This is a genomic window from Rubrivivax albus (assembly GCF_004016515.1).
GTDB classification, from domain to species: Bacteria; Pseudomonadota; Gammaproteobacteria; order Burkholderiales; family Burkholderiaceae_C; genus Rubrivivax; species Rubrivivax albus.
In genome coordinates this window covers 281,358-306,652 of sequence record NZ_SACT01000003.1, presented here as the reverse complement: position 1 = coordinate 306,652, position 25,295 = coordinate 281,358, and the positions used below count along the sequence as shown (strand labels likewise).

The window sequence follows — 25,295 nt, the reverse complement described above, 5'->3', positions numbered from 1 at the left end:
CACCGCGGCGCGTCAAGGAATCAAGATGAGCATCGAAGGCATCACCGAAGCCGACATCGCGAACTACCTGGCGCAGACGCCGGGCTTCTTCGAGCGCCACGCCGAGCTGCTGGCTAGCATCCAGCTCACCAGCCCGCACGGCCAGCGCGCCGTCTCGCTGCAGGAGCGGCAGATGGAAATGCTGCGCGAGCGCATCAAGGGCCTGGAGCGCAAGATCGTCGAGATGATCCGCCACGGGCAGGAGAACGTGGTCATCGCCGACCGCCTGCACCGCTGGATGCGCGCCATCTTGCTGACCCCCGTGCCGCGCACGCTGCCCGGCGTGCTGCTGTCCACCCTGCAGCACGAGTTCATGATCCCGCAGGCGGCGCTGCGGCTGTGGGCGCTGCCCGGCGGCTTCGAGGGCGAGGACTTCGCGCAGCCGGTCAGTGACGATGCGCGCACCTTCGCCGCCAGCCTGACGCTGCCCTACTGCGGCCTGAACGCCGGCTTCGAAGCCGCGGGCTGGCTGGACCAGCCGGCGTCGATGGCCATGATCCCACTGCGCGACCACCGCAGCGACGGCGCCGACGCCTGCTTCGGCCTGCTGGTGCTGGGTTCGCCCGACCCCACCCGCTACGCGGCGGACATGGGCACCGAGTTCCTGGTGCGCATCGGCGAGATCGCCAGCGCCGGGCTGTCGCGGCTGCTGGTCAACTGAGCATGTTGCCCCCCGAGGCCTGGCTCGAGCACCTGCGGGTCGAGCGCCGGGCCTCGCCGCGCACGCTGCAGGCCTATGCCGATGCGCTGGCGCGGCTGCGCACGCTGGCGTCCGCCGACGGCATCGAGCTCGCCGCCGTGCAGCCTCACCACGTGCGCGGCTGGGTGGCGCGGCTGCACCGTCAGGGTCTGGCGCCGCGCAGCCTGGCGCTGCAGCTGTCGGCCTGGCGCGGGCTGTACCGCTGGTGGGGCCAGGCCGGTGCGGTGGCCCTGAACCCGGTGGACGGCGTGCGCGCGCCCAAGGCCGGCCGCCCGCTGCCCAAGGCGCTGTCGGTGGACCATGCCGTGGCCCTGGCCGACGAAGTGCCGCAGGCCGACGACCCGGCATTGGCCGCGCGCGACCATTGCGTGGTGGAACTGCTCTACGGCTGCGGCCTGCGCGTGGGCGAGCTGGTGTCGCTCGACATCGGGCCGTCGGCCACGGCCGCCGGCTGGGTCGACGTGGCCGATGCCACCGCCCACGTGCTGGGCAAGGGCGGCAAGCGCCGCAGCGTGCCGGTGGGCCGTGCCGCGCTGCAGGCGCTGCGGGCCTGGCTGGCGCAGCGGGCGACGCTGGCGGCCTCCGGCGAGCCGGCGCTGTTCGTCGGCCGTCGCGGCGCGCGTCTGGGCGCCAGCCAGGTGCGCAGCCGGCTGAAGGCGCTGGCGCTGCAGGCCGGCCTGCCCACGCACGTGCACCCGCACATGCTGCGCCACAGCTTTGCGTCGCACCTGCTGCAGAGCAGCGGCGACCTGCGCGCGGTGCAGGAACTTCTGGGCCACGCCAGCATCGCCACCACGCAGGTGTATACGCGGCTGGATTTCCAGCACCTGGCCAAGGTCTACGATGCTGCGCACCCGCGCGCCAGGCGCAAATGAAGCCGGCTGGACTTTGTCTGCGGCCCGGCGCTGCGCGCCTTCACATCGCTGCGCGATGTGAGCCTGCGACGCAACGCGCTGGCGCGCGCCGTCAGCACCTGGTCAAGGTGTTCGACGCGGTGCATCCGCTGGCACGGCGAAGGCGTTGATCGTATCGACCAGCCCGCTACGGCCCCTGGCCCACGGTGAAGCGGCTGCCATCGTAGCGGCCCTGGAACGCGGAGATCGGCTTGCCGGTCCATCGCACCACCTCATGCTGAAGCGCGGCGTAGCCCCCGCCGCCCATCGAATAGGCGTAGGTGCGGCCGATCTGGTAGACGGGCGCCGTGCTTGCGCCCTTGACCGTCGATTCGTGGTACCCGCTGAGCAGAACGGCTGCCAGCCTGGCCCCCGGCTCCAGAACGACCACCCATTGCACGGGTTCGTATGACGACAGCACCAGCGCGATGGGCTTGGAGGATCGGCGCACGCGCACTTCCACGGCTCCCGCGGTTCTAGGTTTGTCGTAGCCGTGTTTGGCCCCCTGACCCTCGTACACGCCGACACCCTCGACCTGTGTCTCCTTCGTCAACGACAGCACGGGCCGGCCGCCCGCTGAGCGATCGGCCGCGGCCGGGGCACTGGGCGCCCCCCGTACCGGCGACCCTGCGCGCAACCGTTCGAGGGAAGACTGCAAGTTCGCGATTCGTTCGGCAGCCAACCCTTGAGGTTCGCGAGCCGCAGCAATACTCAGGCGGCGCTGATTCAACTCTTCGATGAGAGCGGCCGTCACGACCCGCACAGGCTGCGCAGGCTCCGTTTTCAAGGGCCCCAGGATGCGCACGTTGGCGCTCTCGATCGCCGCCAGGCGCTGCATTGCATCGAGAAACTGGAATCGGGTGCCGGCGCCAAGACCGCCAGAAATCAGGGCCAACGTGCTGGCCTGGTGGTCGTAGATGTAGCTGCTTGAGGCCGCGTTCATGCCCACGACGGCGGGCAACTGCAGCGTGAGCAAGAACTGCTGTGGGCCTGGCAACGGCATGGCGCCACGCGATTGGATCGGCCCGAAGTCGAGTTCGTCGATGACCAGTGTCTTCAGGTCGACGACGCGAACGCCTTGAAAGCCGTCGAGCCAGCGCAATCCGTCCACGGAAATGCCACCGGTGCTGCCGGAGAAGCCGCCATTCGAAGTGACCTGCGCTTCCTCTCGCAGCAGCGCTTCCATGCGTCCGCCGTTGCTCAGAATCTCGAACTGTGCGACCCCACGGTGCCAGAGCATATTGAACCGTTGCGCATCGTCCGGAACCGGTGTCACGGCGACCGCGAAGCGGCTCCACTGGCCCGGCACCAGGCTTTCGTCACCCGAGGCCAAGTCCAGCAGGCGCGCCTGGCGATCGTTCGGGCCGTGCAGAAGCAATGCGTCCATCGGAAGCCAATGAACGGTGTCCGTATCCGGTAGTGTGAGCAGGGTATCGCCACCCTCGGTGGCGCGGAACGACAGGTTGCCGCCCGAGGTCTGAGCGAAGACGCGACCGTTGGGTGCCAAGGTCATCTTGACCAGCGACGCCGACCTGCCGCCCTCGTGCAAGATGGACTTGCCGTTGCCGAGGTCGACGATGTCGAACCCGTTTGCGCCTTGGAGGATTGCCACAGGTGCATGACGAGCGGTCGACATTGTCCTGATGGGCTCCCGGTGGTTGACCAGGGGTGGAGGCTCCGATTGCACCGTGCCCAGCGGCGCTTGCGCCAGCATCAGCCGCAGTCGCTGCAGCCCCAACCACCGCCCGAGCAGACGGTCCTGCTCAGCCAGGCAATCGCTGCCTTGAAAGCGCGCACGGACCTCGGCCAGACCCTGGCGCCAATTGGGCAGTTCGTCCCGACTGCAGGACAAGGCGCGCAGTCGCAAGCGAGTCGTCCATTGCGGCTCGATCGTCTGGCGGGCATCAGGCCGATCCGCCACCTGCGCCAGCAGCAGTTGCCGCGACACCTGCACCGCCGTGTCCGGCGGCACGGCCGCGTTGATCCTGTCTTCCGGGGAACCGAACCGGTCCACCAGGTCACAAGCGGAAAGCATCGACGACGCGATTACGATCAGCGCAACACTAAGGCGCATGGCGATGCGAAGGATCATGTTGTGCGCGATCATCGCGCACCGCTCTGGCAGCGCTGCAAGGGCGGGCGGGTGCCCCTCCACATGGCCGGGCATTCTGCAACGAAATCAGGCTGAGGCGATTGCCCCCGCACGTTGGATCTGCAGATCGTCACGATCGATCCCGCGGAGAATCGGTTTCGATGAAAGTCATCCGCTTGCGCCCGGGGCGCGAACGCAGCCTGCGGCACCGTCACCCCTGGGTCTTCGACGGCGCCGTCGCGAGCGGCCGGGCCGATGCCGGCGAGACCGTGCGCGTGGAGTCGGCCGACGGTACCTTCCTGGCCTGGGGCGCGTTCAGCCCGGCCAGCCGTATCCGCGTGCGGGCCTGGAGCTTCGACGAGGCCGAGCGCATCGACCGCGGCTTCTTCGCGCGCTGCGTCGCCTCTGCGGTGGCCTCACGCCAGGCCCTGGCCATCGACAGCGACGGCCAACGCCTGGTGCACGCCGAGGCCGACGGCCTGCCGGCGCTGGTGGTGGACCGCTATGGCGACACGCTGGTGGCGCAGTTCGGCGCCGCGGGCGTGGAGCGCTGGCGCGAGACGATTGCCGACGCATTGCTGGCGACCACGGGATGCACGCGCCTGTACGAACGCTCCGACGCCGCGTTACGCCAGCTCGAGGGTCTGGATGAGCGGACCGGCTGGCTGCGAGGCGATGGGGACACGGCCGTCACGATCCGCGAGCACGGCTGGCGCCTGACGCTGGACGTGGCGCGCGGCCACAAGACCGGCTACTACCTGGACCAGCGCGACAACCGCGCGCGCTTCGCCACCCTGGTGCGCCAGTTCGGCGCAAAGCGGGTGCTGAACTGCTTCAGCTACACCGGCGGCTTCACCGTGGCGGCGCTGGCCGGCGGCGCGCACGAGGTGATCAGCGTGGATTCCTCGGGCCCGGCGCTGGCCCACGTGGCCGACCACGTGCGGCTCAATGGCTTCGTCACCGCGGCCAGCCGCACCGTGGAAGCCGACGCCAATCGCTTCCTGCGCGAGGCGCTGGCTGCCGGCGAGCGCTTCGACGCCATCGTGCTCGACCCGCCGAAGTTCGCGCCAACCGCGGCCAGCGCCGACCGCGCGGCCCGGGCCTACAAGGACATCAACCGGCTGGCGCTGCAGTTGCTGGCGCCGGGCGGGCTGCTGCTGACGTTCTCCTGTTCCGGCGGCATCGCGCCCGACCTGTTCCACAAGATCGTGGCCGGCGCGGCGATGGACGCGGGCGTCGACGCCTTCATCCTCGAGCGGCTGGCAGCGGCGCCGGACCACGCGGCCACGCTGTTCTTCCCCGAGGGCGACTACCTCAAGGGCCTGGTGCTGCGGCGGCGCTGAACGCCGCGCGAGCCCACCGACCGGCCGACCGTTTCAGCGAGCGATGTCGCGCCCCCACTGCCGGCGCTCGCTGCGCAGGCGGTGGCGCTCGCGGTAGTGGGCGGGGCTCTGTCCGGTGAGCCTCTGGAACACGGTGCGCAGCATGGCCGGGTCGCGCCAGCCGCAGCGCTCGGCGATCGTCTCCAACGGCAGGTAGGTCGTCTCCAGCAGCATGCGCGCCTGCGTCACGCGCAGCTCGTGCAGCATCTGCAGCGGCGTGCGCTCGAAGGTGGCGCGGAAGTGCCGCAGCAGTGACCGGCCACTGGTGTTGGCCGCGCGTGCCGTGGCCGCCAGGCTGTAGGGTTCGTGCAGGTGGTCCTCCAGCCAGCGCCTTGCGCGTTCCAGCGAACCCGGCGCCACCCGCGTGCCGCTGCCCTGTGCGATGGCCTGGGCCAGCCGCTGCCGCTGCGGCGCGTGCAGCAGTACGCTGCGGCCGGATTCCGCCAGGTCTTGCAGGCCGCTGGCGTGCAGGGCGCGCAGCAGCAGCTCCGTGGCCAGCGTGGGCGAGTCCGCGGTCCAGATGCCCTCGCATTCGGCCCAGGCGGCGTCTTCGGCGGGCAGCAGCCCGGGCGCGTGGCGCTGCATGCTGGCGGCGAAAGGCCATGGCGTCACCGCACGCCGGCCCTGCAGCAGGCCGGCAGCGCCCAGCAGTGCCACGCCGGTGTACAGCGCCAGCACCTGGCCGCCGGCCGCGTGTACGGCGGCCACGCGGTCGCCGACGCTGCCGTCGCGCCGCACCAGCTGGTCCAGGTGGGGGCCGTTGCGCGCCAGCCAGCCGCCCACGACCACGAGGTCAGCACGGCCGCGCGTGCGCGGTGGGGCGCCTGCCCGGCGCACAGCCTGGCCATCGGACGCGGTCCAGCGCCAGGTGCACGGCGGCCGCCGGCCGCCGCGGGTCGCGGCGAGGTGGTTGACCAGCTTCAGCGCGTCGACCACGGCCGCACCGGGGGCCTCCAGCCCGTCTTCGAGCACCAGGATCTCGACGATCAGGGGAGCGGGGCGGGCGCGATGCATCTGGCGATATTGCCACGCGATTTGGCGGGATCGACCCTGGCTGGCGGGGCCGCCCCACGCCTAGAGTGCGGCCACGACGACGAAGGAGACCCCGCATGCACCAGCGCTTTTCACCGTCCCGCCGTACCCTGCTGGGCTGGACCGCCGCCGCGGCCTGGCCGTTGTGTGCCCGCGCGCAGGCCTTCCCGACCAAGGCGCTGACGATGATCGTGCCGTACACGGCCGGTGGCGCGTCGGACATCGCCGCACGCATGCTCGACCAGGAGATCGGCCGCCAGCTCGGCCAGACCGTGATCATCGACAACGTGGCCGGCGCCGGCGGCGCGCTGGGGGTGATGAAGGCGGTGCGCGCGCCCGCCGACGGGCACACCTTGCTGTACGGCTCGCTGAGCGAGACGCTGCTGGTGCCCCTTGTCAATCCGAAGGTGGGCTACTCGGCCGACGCACTGGTGCCGGTGGCCTACACCGGCGGCACGCCGGCGGTCTACGTGGTGCGCCCGGACTTCCCTGCCGACGACCTCGACGCCTTCATCGCGCTGGCCCGTCGCAACCCAGGCCGCTTCAGCTACGGCTCGCCGGGCATCGGCACCTTCCAGCACGTCATCGGGGAGGCCTTCAAGGCCCGCGCCGGCGTCTTCATGGTGCACATCCCCTACCGCGGCGGTGCGCAGATCCTGGCGGACGTGATCGGCGGCCAGATCGACGTCGGCATCACGTCGGCCGTCAACGCTGCGGGTTTCGTGTCCAAGGGCCGGCTGAAGGCGATCGGGGTCACGTCGGCCGGCCGGCTGGCGGCGCTGGGCAGCGCGCAGCCGTTTGGCGAGTCGGTCCCGCTCAAGGGCCTGGAACTGGCCACCTGGGCCGCGGTGTTCGCGCCCGCCGGCACACCTGCAGCGGTGGTGCAGCAGCTCAACGGCGCCATCAACGCCGCGCTGATGCTGCCGGCCAACGTGCAGATGCGCGCGAGGCTCGGCGCCGAGCTGCCGGCCGTGATGACGCCGGCGCAGACGCAGGCCTTCGTGGCTGCCGAGCGGGCCAAGTACGCGTCGCTGGTCCGCACAATCAAGTTCGAATGACGGCGTCCGGCGGCCCGCGCATCGGCGTGGCCGGCTTCTTCCTGGAGGCGAACCGGTTCGCACCGGTCACGCATGGCGAGGACTTCGCCCGCGCCTTCGACCTCGGCGGTGACGCGCTGCAGGCGCAACTGCTGGCCCGACCGCCGCGCACCCTGCCGGACATCGCCGGCTTCGTCGACGGCATGGCGGCGCAGGGGCCGTGGACGCCGGTGGCCCTGCGCGCCGCCGCGGCCTACCCCGGCGGCCCGGCCGACCAGGCGTGGTTCGACGCTTTCCTGCACGACCTGGAAGCCCGCCTGCGTGCGGCGCTGCCGCTCGACGGCGTCTTCCTGTCGTCGCACGGCGCGGCCCTGACCACCGAAGACGACGACCCCGATGGTCGGCTGTTCGCACGCATCCGGGCCATCGTCGGCCCTGGCGTACCGGTGATCGCCGTGCTGGACCTGCACACCAACGTGTCGTCGCGCATGACCGAGGCTCTGTCGGCCTTCGTCGCGTACCGCACCAACCCGCACGTGGACCTGGCCGACCGCGGGCGCGAAGCGGCCGCGCTGATGCGCCGCATGCTGCACGACGGCCCTGGCGAGGTGGCGGCAGTGCGGCTGCCCTTCCTGCCGGCGTCCACCGACCAGCTCATCGCGCCGGGCACGCCCTACCAGGCGCTGGTGGACGCGGGCCAGCAGCACGTGGCCGGCGTGGGTGCGCCGGCGGACGGCGACATCCTGAACGTCTCCCTTTGCGGCGGCTTTCCACTGGCCGATGCCGCCAAGTGCGGCTTCTCGGTCGTGGTCACGGCGCGCCACGGCAGGCGCGACGCCGCGCGCTTGCTGGCCCGACGGTTGGCGGCCGAGGTCTGGGCGCGCCGGCACGACTTCCCGACCCGGCTGACGCCGCTGGCCGATGCCGTGGCACTGGCGGTGCAGGCAGGTGCGGCAGCGCAGCGCGACGGCGGGGGCGAGGACGTCCGTCTGATCCTGGCCGACGTGGCCGACAACCCCGGCGGCGGCGGTGGGGGCAACGTGACTGCGCTGCTGCAGGCGCTGTTGCAGGCCGGTGCGCAGCATGTGCTGCTGGGCGTCTTCTGCGATCCCGCGCTGGCGAGCGAGGCCCACGCCCGGGGCGTGGGCGCGAGCTTTGCCGCCCGGTTCAACCGCGACGCCGTGGCCAACCCGGCCGGCCACGCGTTCGCCGAGCCACTGGCCCGCGAGGCCCGCGTGGTGGCCCTGTCGGATGGCGACTTCGTCGGCCGCCGCGGCCTGCTGGCCGGCAGTGCGCAGCGCATGGGCCCGAGCGCCCTGCTCGACCTGGGCGGTGTGCGCGTGGCGGTGATCTCGCACCGCCAGCAGCTGCTGGACCCGGCGCAACTGGAGGTGCTGGGCGTGGACCTGGCGCGCGACGACATGCGCACCCTGGTGGTCAAGAGCCGAGGGCACTTCCGCGCGGCGTTCGACGGGTTTGCGCCGGCCGACCGCATCGTGGAGGTCGACGGGCCCGGCCTCACCACGCCCAACCTGGCCCGGCTGCCGCTGCAGCGCATCCCGCGGCCGGTGTACCCGCTGGACCTCGACGCGGAGTGGGCTCCGGACCCGTCCTGATCCGACAGCCGTGCCGGCACCACGGCCCGCGGCCCGGGATGTCAGTGCCGCATGCCTTCGCTGCCGAAGCGTTGATCCGGTTGCAGGAAGGCGCGGACCACCTCGCCGGCCTTGGGCTGGGTGCTGTTCACCCACTGGTCGAAGGCGGCGCGGGCCTGCTCGCCGTAGCGCCGGTAGACCCAGCGGCCGCCAAAGTAGACCAGGGCCAGCACGGCGGCGGTGCGCAGGCCGCGGCCCCAGGCCACCAGGGTGGCGATGCCCATGCCCAGCGCGACCCACCAGACCCACCAGTGACCCGGCGAGGTCATGGCGTTGATCACCCAGCAGATGCCGACCACGAAGAGGGCGCGGAACGGCATCGTGACGGCGTCGGTGAGGTCCTTGATCGGGCGCATGGTGGGGCTTCTGTGCGGGGCGGGTTGTCGATGGCGTGACTGTGCCTCCGGGCGGCACGGCGGGCGAGCGGCATGCGACGAAATGCCGCCAGGCGGCGCGAATCGACAGCCGGTCGGCCCGTCAGCGCAGGCGCAGCACTGGGCCGTCGCGGCGCAGGCGGCCGGCGCGTTGCAGTGCCGCCAGGGTGCGGTATAGCGCCTCGGGCGTCAGCCCCAGTTCGGCGGCCAGCGCGCGCAGGGTCGACCGCGGCGTGTAGGCGCCATCGCGGCCATGGCCCTCGGTCTGCAGCAGGTGCAGCACGCGGTCGGCGGCGCTGCGCAGGCACAGGCGCTCGACGCGGGCGCGGGTGCGGCGCAGCTGGGCCGCCAGCAGGGCCGACCACTGCAGCGCGAAGTCGGGGTCGTCGCGCAGGCGCGCCCGCAGCGCCTCGGCCGGCACGGCGGCCACGTCGGCCGTGCCAACGGCCTCGGCGGTGCAGTGGTAGTGCCCGCCGTGCAGCGAGGCTTCAGCGAAACACTCGCCAGCCTGGGCCAGGTGGATGACGATGTCCTCGCCGGCCACACCCACCCGGCGCAGCGCCACCTGGCCCTGGGCCAGGCCGAACACGTGGCGGGCCGGGTCGCCCGCACGGAACAGCGCGGTACCGGGTGCAAGGCGCCGACGCTCGGCCATGGCCTCCAGGGCCGGTGGCCAGGGCAGGGGCGTGGCCGCGCGACGCGGCGGGTTGGCAGGGTGCGGCATGATCCGGATCATAGGCACCTGCACCCGGCGACGGGCAGCATCACGCCATGCCGAGCCACCCCCTGCCGCCCATCGCGTCCGTTCTCGTTGCCGCCAGCCTGATGGCTGGTTGCGCTTCGTCCCACGATGCCGCGTCCATGCACGCCGGCCAGGGGGGCGCCCATGCCGGCCACGGTGCGGCGATGCCGTCCGACACGCGCACCCCGGTGCACTTTCCGCCCATGCTGCGTGCCCACACCCTGGCCAACATGCGTGACCATCTCGCGGCCCTGGCTGAGATCCAGCAAGCCCTGGCCGACGGCCGCTCCGACGCCGCGGCCGAAGTGGCGGAACGCCGGCTGGGCATGTCGTCGCTGCACGACCACGGCGCCCACGAGGTGGCTGGGTTCATGCCGCCGGCCATGCAGGCCGCCGGCACTGCGATGCACCGCAGCGCCAGCCGGCTGGCGGTGGTGGCCCGCGATGCCGGTGCCACCGGGGACATCCTGCCTGCGCAGGCGGCGCTGGCGGCCCTGACGCAGACCTGCGTGGCCTGCCACGCCGGTTTCCGGCTGGAGTGACGGCGCGCCAGCAACGGCGCCAGGGTCAGGCTGCGGTGGCGGACTCCAGCCCCAGCAGCCGCACCGCGTTGTCCTTCAGGATGCCGGGCTTGACCTTGTCCTTGAAGCCGGCCTCGTCGAAGTCCTTCATCCAGCGCTCGGGGGTGATGAGCGGGAAGTCGCTGCCGAAGAGCATGCGGTCCTTGAGCAGCGTGTTGGCGTACTGCACCAGCTGCGGCGGGAAGTACTTGGGGCTCCAGCCGCTGAGGTCGATGTAGACGTTGGGCTTGTGCAGCGCCAGGCTCAGCGCCTCGTCCTGCCAGGGCCAGCTGGGGTGGGCGACGATGATGTTCATGTCGGGGAAGTCGATCGCCACGTCCTCCAGCAGCATCGGGTTGCTGTTCTGCAGGCGCAGCCCGCCGCCACAGCGCATGCCGCTGCCGATGCCGCTGTGGCCGCTGTGGAAGATCGCCGGCAGCTTGTATTCGGCGATCACCTCGTACAGCGGCCACGCCATCTTGTCGTAGGGCAGGAAGCCCTGCACCGTGGGGTGGAACTTGAAGCCCTTGACGCCGTGCTCGGTGATCAGCCGCCGCGCCTCGCGCGCGCCCATCTTCCCCTTGTGCGGATCGATGCTGCCGAAGGCGATCATCATGTCGCTGTTCTGCGCTGCGGCCTCGGCGATCTCCTCGTTGGGGATGCGGCGACGGCCGAGCTGGCTCTCGCTGTCGACGGTGAACATCACCAGGCCGACCTTGATCTTGCGGTAGTACTCGATCGTCTCGGCGATCGTCGGCCGCCGGTTGGAGCCGAAGTACTTGTCCGCGGCGCGGTCGTATTCCTCGCCGTAGTTGTCGAACGGGTTCCAGCACGACACCTCGGCGTGCGTGTGGATGTCGATGGCGACCAGGTCGTCGATGTTCATGGGCTGGCTCCTGCAGGCTTGCTTGCTCGGGCGTGATGCTTACATAATGTAAGTACTTTGTCGATGGAGACCGACGCGATGGCCGATGCCGAAACCCTGATCCAGAGCACCCGCCACGGCGAAGTGCTGCACCTGGCGCTCAACCGCCCGGCCAAGCGCAACGCGGCCAATGATGCGCTCATCGCGGCGCTGGACGCGCAGTTCGCCCACATCCCGGCCGACGTGCGCGCCATCGCGCTCAGCGGAAACGGCGAGCACTTCTGCGCCGGGCTGGACCTGTCGGAGCTCAGCGAGCGCAACGTCTTCGAGGGCATCCTGCACTCGCGCGGCTGGCACGCGGCGCTGGACCGCATCCAGTACGCGCCGGTGCCGGTGGTGGCGGTGCTGCACGGCGCGGTGGTCGGCGGCGGGCTGGAGATCGCCGCCGCCTGTCACGTCCGCGTGGCGGAGAACAATGCCTTCTACGCCTTCCCCGAAGGCCAGCGCGGCATCTTCGTCGGCGGTGGCGGCTCGGTGCGCGTGCCGCGCCTGATCGGCGCCGCGCGCGTGGCCGACATGATGCTCACCGGCCGCGTGCTGGACGCCGACGAGGGCCAGGCCACGGGCCTGTCGACCTACTTGGTGCAGCCCGGCGAAGGCCTGGCCAAGGGCCTGGCGCTGGCGCAGAAGATCGCGGCCAACGCGCCGATGTCCAACTACGCGGTGATCCAGGCGCTGCCGCGCATCGCCGAGCTGGCGCCGGAACAGGGCCTGTTCGTCGAGTCGCTGGTGGCCGCCATCGCCCAGGGCGAGCCGGCGGCGAAGGAGCGGCTGCGCGCCTTCCTGGAGAAGCGTGCGGCCAAGGTGGAGAAGCCGCAATGAGCGGCCCGCGGTATCGCCAGGCCGAGGTGGGTGGCGTGCTGCACGCCACCCTGGAAACGCGCCTCGACGGCACGCAGATCCTGCGTTCCACCGACGCGCTGGGCGACTTCCCCGACAGGCTGACCGACCGGCTGGAACACTGGGCCGCCACCGCGCCGGACCGCGTCTTCGTCGCCCGCCGCGGCGCCGACGGCGCCTGGCTCACCATCACCTACGCGCAGATGCTGGACCGCGCACAGCGCGTCGGCCAGGCGCTGCTGGCGCATGGCCTGTCGGCCGAGCGGCCGGTGGCCATCCTGTCGGAGAACGACCTTGAGCACCTGACGCTGGCGCTGGGCGCGATGTGGGTCGGCGTGCCCTACGCGCCGATCTCGCCGGCGTATTCGACCGTGTCGCAGGACTTCGGCAAGCTGCGCCAGATCCTGGGCACGCTGACGCCGGGCCTGGTGTTCGCCAGCGACGGCGCGGCCTACGGGCGTGCCATCACCACCTGCCTGCCGGACGCGGCCGTGGTGCTCGCCCGCGGGGTGCTCGAAGGGCGCAGGCACCTGACATTCGACGATCTGCTGGGGACGACGGCGGGTGCCGCAGCCGCGGCGGCGCATGCGGCGGTGGGCCCGGACACCATTGCCAAGTTCCTGTTCACCAGCGGCTCCACCAAGCAGCCCAAGGGTGTGGTCAACACGCACCGCATGCTGTGCGCGAACCTGCAGCAGATCCGCCAGTGCTTCGCCTTCCTGGCCAGCGAGCCGCCGGTGCTGGTGGACTGGCTGCCCTGGAACCACACCTTCGGCGGCAACCACAACGTGGGCATCGCGCTCTACAACGGCGGCACGCTGTACATCGACGACGGCAAGCCCACGCCGGCCGGCATGGCGCAGACGCTGCGCAACCTGCGCGAGATCGCGCCGACGATCTACTTCAACGTGCCCAAGGGCTTCGAGGAGATCGCCAACGCGATGGACCACGACGAGCCGCTGCGCCGTTCGCTGTTCTCGCGCGTCAAGGCCTTCATGTTCGCCGGCGCCGGCCTGAGCCAGGCGGTGTGGGACCACCTGGACCACCTGGGCGAGCAGACCGTGGGCGAGCGCATCCCCATCTTCACCGGCCTGGGCATGACCGAGACCGCGCCGTCGTGCACCTTTGCCCTGGGCACGGACGTGCAGAGCGGCGACATCGGCCTGCCGGTGCCGGGGGTGGAGGTCAAGCTGGTGCCCAATGCCGAAGGCAGCGGCAAGACCGAGATCCGCTTCCGCGGCCCGAACGTGATGCCCGGCTACTGGCGCATGCCCGAGCAGACGGCCGAGGCCTTCGACGACGAGGGCTTCTACCGCACCGGCGACGCGGTGGTGTTCAAGGACCCGGCAAACCCGTTGAAGGGCCTGCGCTTCGACGGCCGCATCGCGGAGGACTTCAAGCTCGCCACCGGCACCTTCGTCAGCGTGGGTCCGCTGCGGGCCAAGGTCGTGCTAGCCGGCGACCCGATGGTGCAGGACGTGGTGGTGGCCGGCCTGAACCGCGACTTCATCGGCCTGCTGGTGTTTCCGCGCGTGGCCGACATCCGGCGCAAGTTCGGTCTGGCGGACGACCTGAACGCTGCCCAGGTGCTGGCCGCGCCGGCGGTGCGCGACGCCTTCCAGACGCTGATGGACCGCCTGTGGGCGGAAGGCACGGGCAGCGCCACGCGCCCGGCCGCGGCGCTGCTGCTCGCCGAGCCGCCGTCGATCGACCTCGGCGAGGTCACCGACAAGGGCTCGATCAACCAGCGTGCGGTGCTGGCGCATCGCGCGGCGGAGGTGGAGCGGCTGTACGCGGAGACGCAGGATGCCGAGGTCATCGTCCCGCGGCGCTGAGCTGTCCGCGGCGCCGGTCGAGCATCTGCTGGGCTACCTGCTGGCGCTGGCCGAGGTGCCCACCACGGCGGCCTTCCGCCGCCACGTGGGGGAACCCTTCGGCCTGCGGCCGGTGGAGTTCACGCTGCTGATGCTGCTGCAGGCCAACGCGCGCGCCTCGGCCACGCAGATCCGGCATGCGCTGCGCATGCCGGCGCCGCACGTGACCACGCTGGTGGACCGGCTGGCCGAGCGCGGCCTGCTGCAACGCGGGCGCGACCCGCACGACGGCCGTGCGGTGCGCATCACGCTCACCCCCGAAGGCACGGCGCTGGCTGGCCGCCTGCAGGCGGTGGCGGTGCACATGGAAGACGAGGTGCAGGCCGCCTTGACACCGGCGGAGCGCACCATGCTCAGGCGGCTGCTGAAGAAGCTGGCCGGCGCGCCGGCGGGTTGAAGTCTGCAAGATCCCAGAACAGCCCGGCCATGATCTGCAGCGCCTCGCGCGCCACCGGCCGCAGCAGGTGCTCGTCCGGCGCGTGCTGGCGGCAGCCCGGGTAGCTGTGCGGGATCCACACCGTGGGCAGGCCCAGGATGTGCGCGAACACGTCGTTGGGCAGCGAGCCGCCGAGGTTGGGCAGCAGCACCGGCTTGCTGCCGGTGGTGCGCGCGATGGCCTCCAGCGTGAAGTGCACCCAGGGGTCGTCAGGGTCCAGCCGCGTCGCGGCCATGACCTCGCCCACCGTGATCTCGAACGGCGGGAGACCCTGCGCGCGCAGGTGCGCGTCCACCACCTCGGCCATCCGTGACACGTCGGTGCCGACGACGAAGCGCAGGTGCAGCGTGGCCTGGGCGGACGGCGGGATGGCGTTGACCGGGTGCGCCGGGTTGCCGGTGGCGAAGGCCAGTACCTCCAGCGTGTTCCAGCCGAACACGCGTTCGGCCGGCGTCAGGCCGGGTTCGCCCCAGTCGGTGTCGACCACCGGATCGTCGGGTCCGCCGCCCACGTCCAGGCCCGCCAGTGCGGCGCGCACGTTGGCCGGGATCGGCGGCGGGCGCAGCGCGGCGATGCGGATGCGGCCCTGCCCATCCACCAGGCTGGCGATGGCGTTGGCCAGCACCGTGCCCGGGTTGCGCAGCAGGCCGCCCCAGTTGCCGGAATGGTGCGCGCCGTCGCGCAGCGTGAGCTTCAGGTCGAAGTTGACGACGCCGCGTGAACCCAGGAACACGGTGGGCATGGGCGCGGTCAGGCGCGGGCCGTCGCTGGCGATCAGCACGTCCGCGCGCAGGGCCTCGCGCTGCGCGGTGCAGAAGGTCGCGAGGCCGGGCGACCCGGTCTCCTCGCTGGTCTCGAACAGCCAGGTGAGGTTGAAACCCAGACGCCCGCCCCGCGCAGCCAGCACCTGCGCCAGCGCGGCGAGATTGACGCTGTGCTGACCCTTGTTGTCGGCGGTGCCCCGGCCGTAGAGCCGGTCACCATCGCGCGCCAGCGTCCACGGGCCGGCGCCGCGCGTCCAGGACGCGTCCTGGCCCCGGATGACGTCGCCGTGGCCGTACATCAGCACGGTGGGTCGGGTCGGATCCTCCACCCGCGTGGCGATCAGGAACGGCCCACCGCCTGGCACCGGGTTGGCGTGGATCGTGTGCGTGAAGCCCAGCGCTGCCAGCGTCGGCACCAGCTCTTCGGTCAGGTAGGCCTGCAGCGCGGGGCCGGCATCGGCCTCCTGGCTGGCACTGCGGATGGCCACCCGGCGCGCGAGTTCGGCCTCGAACGCACCGCTGTCGAGGTGCGCTGCCGCCGCGGCAAGCGCGGCCTCCCGGCTGCCCACCTTCAGGCGCTCTTGGTGACGAGTTCGAAGTGCTCCACCTGCGGCGGCGCCGCGAAGAAGGGCCCGACGATGGCGCGCCACTGCGGGAACAGCGGGCCTTCGCGGAAGGCCACGGTGTGGTCCTCCAGCGTGTCCCAGAAGATGTGCAGCAGGTAGCGCTCGGGGCTCTCGACACCGCGGTTGACCTTGAACCCGCGGAAGCCCTTGGCCTGCGCGATGACCTCGGAGGCGCCGCGCTGGATGGCGGCTTCGAACGCGGCCTGCTGGCCGGGCTGGATGCGGATGTCGGCGACTTCGAGGATCACGGCGGGCTCCTGGGTGGGGTCGGGCTGCATTGTGGCGGCAGCGGCCCAGGCCGGGCCCGCCGCCGCCCTGGAGACTCACATCCTGCAGCCGCGCGCCGGGTCGGCCAGCGCCTTCACGGCGATGCCGGTGACGACGTTGTACTCGCCCTTGACCTCGCGGATGTAGAAGTCCTGCACCGGGTTGTGTGCCTTGCTCAGCGTGAAGGTGCCGCGCGGGCTGTCGATCTTCGCCCCGGCGATGGCCTTGTACAGGTCGTCCTTGCGGCTGATGTCGCCCTTGACGGCGTTGACCCCGGCAATGAGCATCTGCGCGGCGTCGAATCCCTGCATGGCGTACACGTCGGGGTTGGCCTTGTAGGCCACGGCAAACTTGTTGCGGAAGGCCTCGTTGCGCGGGTTCCTGATCTCGTCGCCGTAGTGCAGCGCCGTGATCAGCCCCTGCGCCGCTTCGCCCTGCGCAGCCAGCGTTCCGTCGGTCAGGAAGCCCGAGCCCATCAGCGGCACGGTGTTCTTCAGCCCCGCGGCAGCCCAGTCCTTGACGAACTTGACCGCGCCACCGCCGGCGAAGAAGGCGTAGACCACGTCGGGCTTCTCCGAGGCGATCTGCGTCAGCAGGGCCTGGAACTCGACGTTCGGGAACGGCAGGTTCAGGTCCTTGGTGACCTTGCCGCCGCCTTTCTCGAAGGCTTCGCGGAAGCCCTTGACGGTGTCCGCACCCGCACCGTAGTTCCAGGTGATGGTCATCGCGGTCTTGTAGCCCTTCTTCGCGGCCACCACACCCGTGGCGTAGCCGGGCTGCCAGTTGCTGAAACTGGAGCGGAAGATGTTCTTCGCGCACAGCGGGCCGGTGATGGCGTCGGCCCCGGCGTTGGGGATGATCAGCAGGGTGCCGCTTTCCTTGGCCGCACGCGCCATGCCCACGGCCACGCCGGAGTGCACGGTGCCGATGAGCACGTCGACGTTGTCTCGCTTGATGAGCTTGTTGACGTTGTCGGTGGCCTTGCTCGGGTCGCTCTCGTCGTCGACGGTGTAGTACTGCACCTCGCGCCCGGCGAGCTTGCCGCCCTGCTCGTCGATGGCGAGCTTGAAGCCCTTGGTGATCATGTCGCCCAGCGCGGCAAAGGTGCCGGTGGACGGCAGCATCAGGCCGACCTTGATGGGCTCGGCGGCGCCGGCGGCCAGGTGGGTGGCCAGCGCCACGGCGCCGAGGGTGAACGGGAGGGTCTTCTTCATGGTGCAGTCCTTCGCGGGGCAGGCGGTGAAAACAGCCCGCGAGCATGCACCGCCCACCGACGTCAACGCCAGCGGAATTGCCCTAGCGAAGGGAACCGCGGCGCGTCACAGCGGCAGGCCGACGTAGTTCTCCGCCACCGCGGTCTGCATCGCCTCGGAGCTCATCAGGTAGTCCAGCTCGGCGATCTGCATGCGCGCGCCGAAGGCGCCGTTCTCGGGGAACAGGTGCATCATCGTCGTGAACCACCAGGAGAAGCGCTCCGCCTTCCACACGCGCGCCAGCGCGCGGCGGGAATAGTCGTCCAGCCCCGCGCTGCTGCGCTCGCGGTAGTGCTCGGCCAGCGCCCGCGACAGCAGCCCCACGTCGCCCGCCGCCAGGTTCAGGCCCTTGGCGCCGGTGGGCGGCACGATGTGCGCCGCGTCGCCAGCCAGGAACAGCCGGCCGAAGCGCATCGGCTCGGCGACGAAGCTGCGCAGCGGCGCGATGCTCTTCTCGAACGACGCCCCGGTGACCAGCTTGCCCGCCAGGTCCGCCGGCAGACGGCGCGCGAACTCGTCCCAGAAGCGCGCGTCCGACCAGTCCTCGGGCTTGTCGTCCAGCGGGCACTGCACGTAGTAGCGGCTGCGCGTGGGGCTGCGCAGGCTGGCCAGCGCGAAGCCGCGCTCGTGGTTGGCGTAGACGATCTCGTGCGAGATCGGCTTCACGTCGGCCAGGATGCCCAGCCAGCCGAAGGGGTAGACCTTCTCGAAGGTCTGGATGCGGTCGGCAGGCACGCTGGCGCGGCACACGCCGTGGAAGCCGTCGCAGCCGGCGATGAAGTCGCAATCCAGGCGCTGCGCGACACCGTCCTTCCTGAACGTCACGAAGGGGGCGGTGCCCTCGAAGTCGTGGATGGCCACGTCCTCGGCCTCGTAGACCGTCGGCAGGCCGGCGGCGGCGCGGGCGTCCATCAGGTCGCGCGTGACCTCGGTCTGGCCGTACACGACCACCGTCTTGCCGGTCAGCCGCTTGAGCTCGATGCGGTGCGACTGACCGCCGAACGCGAGCACGAAGCCTTCGTCGACCAGGCCCTCGCGGTGCAGCCGGGCGCCGACGCCGGCCTCGTCCATCAGGTCCACCATCACCTGTTCCAGCACACCGGCGCGGATGCGGCCGAGCACGTAGTCGGGGCTGCGCTGCTCGACGACCACGGCATCCACGCCGTGCTTGTGCAGCAGGGCACCGAGCAGCAGGCCCGACGGGCCGGCACCGATGATCGCTACTTGGGTGCGCATGGGGTCTCCTGTTCTTGACGGCGCTCAAGTCTGAACGTGCGCCGTGCCTGGATGCTGGATCCCGCGCCGCGAAAACTTGCACTTTTGTCGTGCCGATTGGGCAGGCCTGCGGTGTGGCAGCTGATGACCCGAAAACCCGGCACCATCGCGGGCATGAACCCTACGCCTCCCGCCGCGCTGTCCGAGATCCTGGTCGTCGTCGAGGTGCTGGCGACGCTGGCCTTTGCGCTGTCGGGCCTGCTGGCCGCCGCACGGCAGCGGCTGGACGCCGTGGGTGTGTGCGTGGTCACTGGCCTGGCGGCCTTCGGCGGCGGCACGCTGCGCGACGTGCTGCTGGACCGGCGCCCGTTCTTCTGGGTGGAGCACTCGGCCTGGCTGTGGGTGATCCTGGGGCTGTCGGCCGCGGCGATGGCGCTGATGCGGGTCCGCCACTTCGCCCCCACCGAGCGCGCCATGCAGTGGCCCGATGCACTGGGCCTGGGCCTGTTCACCGCGAACGGCACGCAGATTGCGCTCGAGCAGGGCCTGCCGGCCATCGTCGCGGTGCTGATGGGCCTGGTGACGGCGGTCTTTGGCGGCGTGCTGCGCGACATCGTCTGCAACGAGGTGCCGCGCGCCTTCAGCGACCACCGCCCCTACGCCATCTGCGCCTTCTTCGGCGGCTGGACGCTGGTCGGCGCGCAGGCGCTGGGTGCGCCCGGCTGGCTGGGCCTGCTGCTGGCCACCGTGGTGGCCGCCGGCCTGCGCGCCGCCGCGGTGTGGGCCGACTACGAACTGCCGCGCTGGGAACCTGGCGCCGCGGAGTGATCGTCAGTTCAGCACCGGCGCCAGCGCGCGCCGCGCGTCGGCCTCGTCCATCGCCTGCCGCGCGGCCCAGTCGGCCAGCTGGTCCTCGCCGATGCGGCCGACGTTGAAGTAGGTGCTGTCCGGGTGGGCCAGGTAGAAGCCGCTGACGCTGGCCGCGGGGGTCATGGCCAGGCTTTCGGTCAGGCCCATGCCGATCTCGCCGGCACCCAGCACCTCGAACATCGCGCGCTTGACGCTGTGGTCGGGGCAGGCCGGGTAGCCGGGCGCCGGGCGGATGCCGCGGTACTGCTCGGCGATCAGCGCGTCGTTGTCGAGCTGTTCGTCGGGTGCGTAGCCCCAGAACTCGGTGCGCACGCGCTGGTGCAGGCGCTCGGCAAAGGCTTCCGCCAGGCGGTCGGCGATGGCCTTGAGCATGATGGCGCCGTAGTCGTCGTGGTCGGCCTCGAACTGCGCCACCTTCTTCTCGACGCCGAGGCCGGCCGTGACGGCGAAGAGGCCGATCCAGTCGGGCTTCACCCCCTTGGGCGCGACGAAGTCCGCCAGGCAGCGGTTCGGGCGCGGCACACCGTCGATCACCGGGCGTTCGCTCTGCAGCCTCAGCGGGCTCCAGCGCAGCGCCACCTGCGTGCGGGACTCGTCCGTGTAGACCTCGATCGTGTCGTCGTCCACCGTGTTGGCCGGCAGCAGCGCGATCACGCCATTGGCCTGCAGCCAGCGCCCTTCGATGGCCCGCTGCAGCATGCGCTTGCCGTCGCTGAACACGCGCTGCGCCTCCGCGCCCACCACCTCGTCGCGCAGGATGGCGGGAAACTTGCCGTGCAGGTCCCAGGTCTGAAAGAACGGCGTCCAGTCGATGCACGCGGCCAGTTCCGCCAGGTCCTGGTTGCGGAAGAGGCGCCGGCCGGTGAACTTCGGCGCCGGCGGCGTGTAGGCCGCCCAGTCGATGGGCGTCCTGTTGGCACGCGCCTGCGCCAGCGTCACCAGCGGCGTGGCCTTCCTGTTCGCGTGCAGCTCGCGCACGCGGGCGTAGTCGGCTTCCAGTTCCGCGATGTAGCTCGCAGCGCGCTCGTCGCTCAGCAGATCGGCACAGACGCCCACGCTGCGGCTGGCGTCCGGCACGTAGACCACCGGGCCCTCGTAGTGCGGCGCAATCTTCACCGCCGTGTGCACGCGGCTCGTGGTGGCGCCGCCGATGAGCAGCGGGATCTTCTTCAGCCGGAACCAGTCGTCGCGCTGCATCTCCGCGGCCACGTGCTGCATCTCCTCCAGGCTGGGCGTGATCAGGCCGCTCAGCCCGATGATGTCGGCGCCTTCCACCTTGGCCTTGGCGAGGATGTCCTGGCACGGGACCATCACGCCCATGTTGACGACCTCGAAGTTGTTGCACTGGAGCACGACGGTGACGATGTTCTTGCCGATGTCGTGCACGTCGCCCTTCACGGTGGCGATGACGATCTTGCCCTTGGGTTTCACGTCGCCGCCGGCGTCGATGACCGCCTGCTTCTCGGCCTCGATGTAGGGCAGCAGGTGGGCCACCGCCTGCTTCATCACGCGCGCGCTCTTGACCACCTGCGGCAGGAACATCTTGCCCTGGCCGAAGAGGTCGCCGACGATGTTCATGCCCGCCATCAGCGGGCCTTCGATCACGTGCAGCGGCCGGCCGCCCGTGGCCTGGATGGCCTGCCAGGCCTCCTCTGTGTCGGCGGTGATGAACTCGGTGATGCCGTGCACCAGCGCGTGGCTCAGGCGCTCGTTCACGCTGCCGGCGCGCCAGGCCAGTCGCGCGCTGTCGTCCTTGGCCAGACCCTTTGCGCGTTCGGCGATCTCGATCAGGCGCTCGCCGGAATCCTTGCGGCGGTTGAGCACCACGTCCTCGACGCGCTCCCGCAGCTCCGGCTCCAGGTCGTCGTAGACGCCCACCATGCCGGCGTTGACGATGCCCATGTCCAGCCCGGCGGCGATGGCGTGGTACAGGAACACGGTGTGGATGGCTTCGCGCACCGGGTCGTTTCCGCGGAAGCTGAAGCTCACGTTGCTGACGCCGCCGCTGACCTTGGCACCCGGCAGGTTCTGCTTGATCCAGCGCGTGGCCTCGATGAAGTCGACGGCGTAGTTGTCGTGCTCCTCGATGCCGGTGGCGATGGCGAAGATGTTGGGGTCGAAGACGATGTCCTCGGGCGGGAAGCCCACCTCGTCCACCAGGATCCGGTAGGCGCGCGCGCAGATGTCGATCTTGCGCTGGAAGGTGTCGGCCTGGCCGGTCTCGTCGAAGGCCATCACCACGGCCGCGGCGCCGTAGCGGCGCACCAGCGTGGCCTGGCGGCGGAACTCGGCCTCGCCTTCCTTGAGGCTGATGCTGTTGACGATGCCCTTGCCCTGGATGCACTTCAGGCCGGCCTCGATGACCGACCACTTGGACGAGTCGATCATGATCGGGACGCGCGCGATCTCCGGCTCGCCGGCCAGCAGGTTCAGGAAGCGCACCATGGCGGCCTCGCTGTCCAGCATGGCCTCGTCCATGTTGACGTCGATGATCTGCGCGCCGTTCTCCACCTGCTGGCGCGCCACGGCCAGCGCCTCCTCGAACTGGCCCGCGAGGATCATGCGCGCGAAGGCCTTGGAGCCGGTGACGTTGGTGCGCTCGCCGATGTTGACGAACAGGTGGCCCTGGCCGATGGACACCGGCTCGAGGCCGGACAGCCGCATCGGGGGTGTCGTGCGCGGTTGCGGTGGGGTGTCGGTGGACATGCGGCTCGCTCCTCGGATTCGGGGGCGAGCGTCGTTGCCGGCCGCGCTGGCCTGGGCTGCGCGGGTCCCGAGCCTGGTGGCCTGGCCGGCCATCGCAACGCTCCTCGGGAAGAAGCGCATTTTATCGGTGGTCGGCCGGCCCCGATGCCTTGAAAAAGGCCGGCCCATGGCCGGCTTCTCGGGCGCGGGCGGCGGCTTCAGCGCCGGCGGCGCGCCACCGCGGCCACGCCGGCCAGGCCAGCCAGCATCAGACCGTAGGTGCCCGGCTCCGGCACTGCCGGGATGGCCGACGCGGCATAGGCGTAGGCCGAGGTCACGTAGCTGCCGGTGAGCAGGTCGTCGGACAGGTTGGCGTAGGTCAGGCGCAGGTTGCCGCTGAAGCTCAGGTCCTGCCCGCTGAAGCCGTTGCCGTCCCAGACGCTGGAGGCGTAGAGCGAACGGGTGGCGCTGTGGCTTTCCTGGCCATCGGCGCCGAAGATGTTGATCAGCACCGAGACATAGGCCTGTGCGGCCTCGCCGTAGCCGTCGACCGTCTGGCCGACGGTGGTGGTGGCCGTGCCGGCGTAGTCCATCTCGATCAGCACGCCGGTCCAGGCGCCGACCTCGATCGAGGCGAAGAATACGCCCTGACCGTCGCCACTGGTCCAGTTGCCGCTGCCGTCACCGCCGGCCACGGCCGCGTGGCCGAAGGCGCCGCCGGCGCCGGTCGATCCGGCCGCGCTGACCCCGGGCACATCCAGGGCCACCGACGTGGCGGCGTTCAGCCCGCTGGCGATGTCGGAGGCCGAGCTGCCATTGGCGTAAGCGTAGGAAGCACTGGACTCGCCGAGGAACGTGAGGCTGGCGTCCAGGCCGTCCGCGGGGTTCAGGTCGAACAGCGTGATCGACACCGTGCCGGCGGTGGCGGTGGCACTGCTGGCTGCAAAGGCGGGCACCGCCGTGGCCAGCAGGGCGGCCATCGCGGCCATGGAGAGGGGGGACGAAGCGCGCACGGAGAACTCCTGATCGTTGTGGCGCGATGATGCCGTGAAGCGCGCGACCGGCCGGCGGCGGCGGAGCGGCCCGCATCCCCGCGAACGTGGGGTCAGCGGCTGTGCGAGGTCAGGTGCGACAGCGGCATGGCAGCGCTCACCCCGGGCGCCTCCCGGCGCGCGATCCGGGGCGGCTGGGGCGCGGCGGCGGGCCGCACCTCGTCCAGCGCGCCCAGCGTCTCCTGCGGCAGCACGGCCTGCGCGCCGCGGCGCATCGCCACGCCCACGGCCAGGATGTCCACCACCAGCAGGTGCAGGATACGGCTGACCATCGGCACGTGGGTGGCGGTGTCCTCCACGTGGTCGACGATCAGCGCCACGTCGGCCTTCTTGGCCAGCGGCGAGTGGCTGGCGGTGATCGCCAGCACCGCGGCGCCGCGTTCGCCGGCGATGTCGGCCACGGCCAGCAGGTCCTCCACCCGTCCGCTGCTGCTGATGACCACCGCCACGTCGGCCGGGCGCAGCACGCTGGCGGCCATGCGCTGCAGGCGCTGGTCGGTGATGGCACTGCTGGCCACGCCGAAGCGCAGGAACTTGAACTGGGCATCGTCAGCCACCACGCCGTAGTGGCCCACGGCGTAGAACTCCACGCGCTCGGCGGCGGTGAGCAGGTCGATCGCGCGGTCGATGGTCTCGCGGTTGAGCTGGTCGCGCAGCTGAAGCACGGCCGCGGCGCTGTTGCTCAGCACCTTGACGCCCAGCTCCAGCATGGTGTCCTCGCCGGTGACCTGGGTGTGCGTGACCGGGATGGTGCCCGTCAGGCTGGCGGCCAGGCGCAGCTTGAAGTCCGACAGGCCCTCGCAACCCAGGCTGCGGCAGAAGCGGATCACCGTCGGCTGGCTCACCGCCGCGGCGCGGGCGATGCGGGCGATGGGGTCGTTGAGCACCGAGCGCGGGTGGGCCAGCACGTGGTCGGCCACCCGCATCTCGGCCGGCGACAGGCTGCCGCGCGTGCGCTGGATCTGCCCCAGCACCGTGGAACCGGTGTGGCCATGCCGTCCGCGCAGCTGTTCCGACAGGATGGCCGAGGCACCGATGAAGGTGGCGTGCTCGGCCGTGATCACGTAGGTGGGGATGCCGGCCAGGTAGGCCGAGAAGCGCCCCTTGTCCTCGAAACGGGCGCGGAAAGGCGAACTGTCGAAGTACGCGCCGAGCCGCGGCACGATGCCGCCGCCGATGAAGATGCCGCCCATCGCGCCCAGCGTGACGGCCAGGTTCGACGCCGCCGTGCCCAGCATGGCGCAGAACGCGTCCAGCGTTTCCCGGCACAGCGCGTCGCGGCCCTCCAGGCCGCGGCGGGTGATCTCCGGTGCCGCCAGCGGCTCCGGCGGCAGGCCGGCGCGGTCGCGCAGGGCGCGGTGGATCAGCTCCAGCCCGGGGCCGGAGACCAGGCGCTCGAAGGAGACGTGGTCGTGCTCGCGCTCGGCAAAGGCCAGGATGGCGTGCTCGCGCGCGTCGCGCGGGCCGAAGCTGACGTGCCCGCCTTCGGTGCCCAGGGCCACGTGGCCGTCGCCCGCCGGGATCAGGCCCGACACGCCCAGGCCGGTGCCGGCCCCGAGCAGGCCGATCACGCTGCGCGGCCGCGGCTCGCCGCCGCCCACCTGCCGGGTGTCGTGCCGGCCCAGGCGGGGCAGGGCCATGGCCAGCGCGGTGAAGTCGTTGACCACCACCAGCGTCTCCAGCGCCAGCTGCTCACGCATCTGCTCGATGGAGAACTGCCAGTGGTAGTTGGTCATGCGCACCTGGTCGCCCTCGACCGGGTTGGCGATGGCCACGGCGGCATGGTCGGGCCGCGGCGCCGGCACGCTGGCCAGGTAGGCGCTGACGGCGGCGTGGAAGTCGGCGTGGTCGGCGCAGCGCAGCGAGGTGGCGTGCTCGAAGTGCCCGGCGGCGCTTTCCAGCGCGAAGCGGGCATAGGTGCCGCCGATGTCGGCGATCAGGCGTGGGCGGTCGAAGGGGGTCATGCGGTCGCGGTCGGCGCC

22 protein-coding genes and 1 riboswitch are annotated in these 25,295 nt (G+C 71.2%); of the genes, 10 read left to right on the top strand and 12 right to left on the bottom strand.

Features of this window, described 5'->3' with window-relative positions; genetic code table 11:
- The first annotated feature begins 25 nt into the window (after positions 1–25).
- On the top strand, positions 26–700 hold the full coding sequence (locus ENE75_RS12045) for a DUF484 family protein (protein WP_128198547.1): 675 nt from the start codon (positions 26–28) through the stop codon (positions 698–700).
- A gap of 2 nt (positions 701–702) precedes the next feature.
- Positions 703–1,614 carry a tyrosine recombinase XerC gene (xerC, locus tag ENE75_RS12040; protein WP_128198546.1) on the top strand — a complete coding sequence of 304 codons (912 nt, stop codon included), beginning with the start codon at positions 703–705 and terminating at the stop codon, positions 1,612–1,614.
- Between the two features lie 166 nt (positions 1,615–1,780).
- On the opposite strand, the gene ENE75_RS12035 is transcribed toward xerC, so the two are convergent.
- Entirely contained in the window at positions 1,781–3,739 is a 1,959-nt protein-coding gene (locus ENE75_RS12035; RefSeq protein ID WP_128198545.1) for a hypothetical protein, read from the bottom strand.
- A gap of 146 nt (positions 3,740–3,885) precedes the next feature.
- On the opposite strand from ENE75_RS12035, the gene ENE75_RS12030 reads away from it, so the two are divergent.
- Positions 3,886–5,067 carry a class I SAM-dependent rRNA methyltransferase gene (locus ENE75_RS12030; RefSeq protein WP_128198544.1) on the top strand — a complete coding sequence of 394 codons (1,182 nt, stop codon included), beginning with the start codon at positions 3,886–3,888 and terminating at the stop codon, positions 5,065–5,067.
- Between the two features lie 33 nt (positions 5,068–5,100).
- Here the strand turns inward: ENE75_RS12030 and ENE75_RS12025 are convergent, their stop codons facing one another.
- A complete protein-coding gene (locus ENE75_RS12025; protein WP_128198543.1) occupies positions 5,101–6,120 on the bottom strand; it encodes a GlxA family transcriptional regulator in 1,020 nt (339 codons plus the stop codon).
- 95 nt (positions 6,121–6,215) lie between these two features.
- On the opposite strand from ENE75_RS12025, the gene ENE75_RS12020 reads away from it, so the two are divergent.
- Positions 6,216–7,196 carry a Bug family tripartite tricarboxylate transporter substrate binding protein gene (locus tag ENE75_RS12020; RefSeq protein WP_128198542.1) on the top strand — a complete coding sequence of 327 codons (981 nt, stop codon included), beginning with the start codon at positions 6,216–6,218 and terminating at the stop codon, positions 7,194–7,196.
- Positions 7,193–8,791 carry a M81 family metallopeptidase gene (locus ENE75_RS12015; RefSeq protein ID WP_128198541.1) on the top strand — a complete coding sequence of 533 codons (1,599 nt, stop codon included), beginning with the start codon at positions 7,193–7,195 and terminating at the stop codon, positions 8,789–8,791. The genes ENE75_RS12020 and ENE75_RS12015 overlap by 4 nt, the downstream gene beginning before the upstream one ends.
- Before the next feature lie 41 nt (positions 8,792–8,832).
- Here the strand turns inward: ENE75_RS12015 and ENE75_RS12010 are convergent, their stop codons facing one another.
- The gene (locus ENE75_RS12010) at positions 8,833–9,186 is read right to left on the bottom strand and encodes a 2TM domain-containing protein (RefSeq protein WP_128198540.1); all 354 of its coding nucleotides are present in this window, start codon (positions 9,184–9,186) and stop codon (positions 8,833–8,835) included.
- A gap of 121 nt (positions 9,187–9,307) precedes the next feature.
- Positions 9,308–9,928: a Crp/Fnr family transcriptional regulator gene (locus ENE75_RS12005; protein ID WP_158288925.1), complete on the bottom strand. Its 621-nt coding sequence runs from the start codon at positions 9,926–9,928 to the stop codon at positions 9,308–9,310.
- A gap of 47 nt (positions 9,929–9,975) precedes the next feature.
- On the opposite strand from ENE75_RS12005, the gene ENE75_RS12000 reads away from it, so the two are divergent.
- Complete coding sequence (locus ENE75_RS12000; protein ID WP_128198538.1) at positions 9,976–10,488, top strand: hypothetical protein; 513 nt, start codon at positions 9,976–9,978, stop codon at positions 10,486–10,488.
- A gap of 25 nt (positions 10,489–10,513) precedes the next feature.
- Here ENE75_RS12000 and ENE75_RS11995 read toward each other — a convergent pair whose 3' ends face one another.
- Entirely contained in the window at positions 10,514–11,392 is an 879-nt protein-coding gene (locus ENE75_RS11995; protein WP_128198537.1) for an amidohydrolase family protein, read from the bottom strand.
- Between the two features lie 78 nt (positions 11,393–11,470).
- Here ENE75_RS11995 and ENE75_RS11990 point away from each other — a divergent pair, with 78 nt between their 5' ends.
- Genes ENE75_RS11990 through ENE75_RS11980 form a run of 3 tightly spaced genes read left to right on the top strand, consistent with a single transcriptional unit; the run spans position 11,471 to position 14,542 of the window.
- Positions 11,471–12,253, top strand: coding sequence for a crotonase/enoyl-CoA hydratase family protein (locus ENE75_RS11990; protein WP_128198536.1), 783 nt, complete (start codon positions 11,471–11,473; stop codon positions 12,251–12,253).
- Positions 12,250–14,106, top strand: coding sequence for a feruloyl-CoA synthase (locus ENE75_RS11985; RefSeq protein ID WP_128198535.1), 1,857 nt, complete (start codon positions 12,250–12,252; stop codon positions 14,104–14,106). The genes ENE75_RS11990 and ENE75_RS11985 overlap by 4 nt, the downstream gene beginning before the upstream one ends.
- Positions 14,078–14,542, top strand: coding sequence for a MarR family winged helix-turn-helix transcriptional regulator (locus ENE75_RS11980; protein WP_128198534.1), 465 nt, complete (start codon positions 14,078–14,080; stop codon positions 14,540–14,542). The genes ENE75_RS11985 and ENE75_RS11980 overlap by 29 nt, the downstream gene beginning before the upstream one ends.
- Here the strand turns inward: ENE75_RS11980 and ENE75_RS11975 are convergent.
- The 4 genes from ENE75_RS11975 to pobA form a co-directional block, all read right to left on the bottom strand.
- On the bottom strand, positions 14,499–15,914 hold the full coding sequence (locus tag ENE75_RS11975) for a M20 family metallopeptidase (RefSeq protein WP_128198533.1): 1,416 nt from the start codon (positions 15,912–15,914) through the stop codon (positions 14,499–14,501). The genes ENE75_RS11980 and ENE75_RS11975 overlap by 44 nt on opposite strands.
- A gap of 2 nt (positions 15,915–15,916) precedes the next feature.
- Positions 15,917–16,219: an antibiotic biosynthesis monooxygenase family protein gene (locus ENE75_RS11970; RefSeq protein ID WP_128198532.1), complete on the bottom strand. Its 303-nt coding sequence runs from the start codon at positions 16,217–16,219 to the stop codon at positions 15,917–15,919.
- Positions 16,220–16,294: 75 nt separating this feature from the next.
- Entirely contained in the window at positions 16,295–17,452 is a 1,158-nt protein-coding gene (locus tag ENE75_RS11965; RefSeq protein ID WP_128198531.1) for an ABC transporter substrate-binding protein, read from the bottom strand.
- A gap of 105 nt (positions 17,453–17,557) precedes the next feature.
- Entirely contained in the window at positions 17,558–18,727 is a 1,170-nt protein-coding gene (gene pobA, locus ENE75_RS11960; RefSeq protein ID WP_128198530.1) for a 4-hydroxybenzoate 3-monooxygenase, read from the bottom strand.
- A 153-nt stretch (positions 18,728–18,880) separates the two neighbouring features.
- Here pobA and ENE75_RS11955 point away from each other — a divergent pair, with 153 nt between their 5' ends.
- Entirely contained in the window at positions 18,881–19,534 is a 654-nt protein-coding gene (locus ENE75_RS11955; RefSeq protein ID WP_128198529.1) for a trimeric intracellular cation channel family protein, read from the top strand.
- A 3-nt stretch (positions 19,535–19,537) separates the two neighbouring features.
- On the opposite strand, the gene metH is transcribed toward ENE75_RS11955, so the two are convergent.
- The 3 genes from metH to ENE75_RS11940 form a co-directional block, all read right to left on the bottom strand.
- A complete protein-coding gene (gene metH, locus ENE75_RS11950; protein WP_128198528.1) occupies positions 19,538–22,282 on the bottom strand; it encodes a methionine synthase in 2,745 nt (914 codons plus the stop codon).
- A 19-nt stretch (positions 22,283–22,301) separates the two neighbouring features.
- Positions 22,302–22,394: riboswitch (S-adenosyl-L-homocysteine riboswitch) on the bottom strand.
- A gap of 85 nt (positions 22,395–22,479) precedes the next feature.
- Positions 22,480–23,274, bottom strand: a complete 795-nt coding sequence (locus ENE75_RS11945; RefSeq protein ID WP_128198527.1) for a PEP-CTERM sorting domain-containing protein — start codon at positions 23,272–23,274, stop codon at positions 22,480–22,482.
- Positions 23,275–23,366: 92 nt separating this feature from the next.
- Positions 23,367–25,277, bottom strand: coding sequence for a glucokinase (locus ENE75_RS11940; protein ID WP_128198526.1), 1,911 nt, complete (start codon positions 25,275–25,277; stop codon positions 23,367–23,369).
- Positions 25,278–25,295: the final 18 nt, after the last annotated feature.